Below are 736 nucleotides of genomic sequence, written 5' to 3' on the forward strand. Positions count from 1 at the left end.
CAGCTATTAACTACCCACCTTTCCTCACAACTGAAAGTGCTTTACAACCCGAAGGCCTTCTTCACACACGCGGCATGGCTGCATCAGGCTTTCGCCCATTGTGCAATATTCCCCACTGCTGCCTCCCGTAGGAGTCTGGGCCGTGTCTCAGTCCCAGTGTGGCTGATCATCCTCTCAAACCAGCTAGAGATCGTCGCCTTGGTGAGCCATTACCTCACCAACTAGCTAATCTCACTTGGGCTAATCAAATGGCAAGAGGTTCCGAAGAATCCCCCTCTTTGGTCCGTAGACGTTATGCGGTATTAGCAGTCGTTTCCAACTGTTGTCCCCCACCATATGGCATATTCCCAAGCATTACTCACCCGTCCGCCGCTCGTCAGCAAAGTAGCAAGCTACTCTCTGTTACCGCTCGACTTGCATGTGTTAAGCCTGCCGCCAGCGTTCAATCTGAGCCATGATCAAACTCTTCAATTAAAAAATCGTTTGTGATGCTTAACCTAAGCTAAGACATCTGCTCAATGAATTCTGTCGTGTTACCAACAACTCTTAAAAGAGAAGTGATAACTACATAAAACGTACTAATTAAATTAATAATTAATACTTAATCTGTGTGACATCATTATTAAACTGTTTTACGTCTTTCCTTGCCTCTCGTTAGAGAATTAAGAACCGACTATGTAAAATCAATGTAATGTGAGTGTCCACACAAATTGCATGATAACTAATTGTTAAAGAA

General features: G+C 44.0%; 1 rRNA gene. It reads right to left on the reverse strand.

Annotation, left to right across the window (positions count from 1 at the left end):
• A 16S ribosomal RNA gene (locus H4J75_RS19645) occupies positions 1–474 on the reverse strand; the annotation flags it as partial.
• Positions 475–736 lie beyond the last annotated feature (262 nt).

It is taken from the genome of Colwellia sp. BRX10-1, assembly GCF_014077545.1.
Lineage (GTDB): Bacteria > Pseudomonadota > Gammaproteobacteria > Enterobacterales > Alteromonadaceae > Colwellia_A.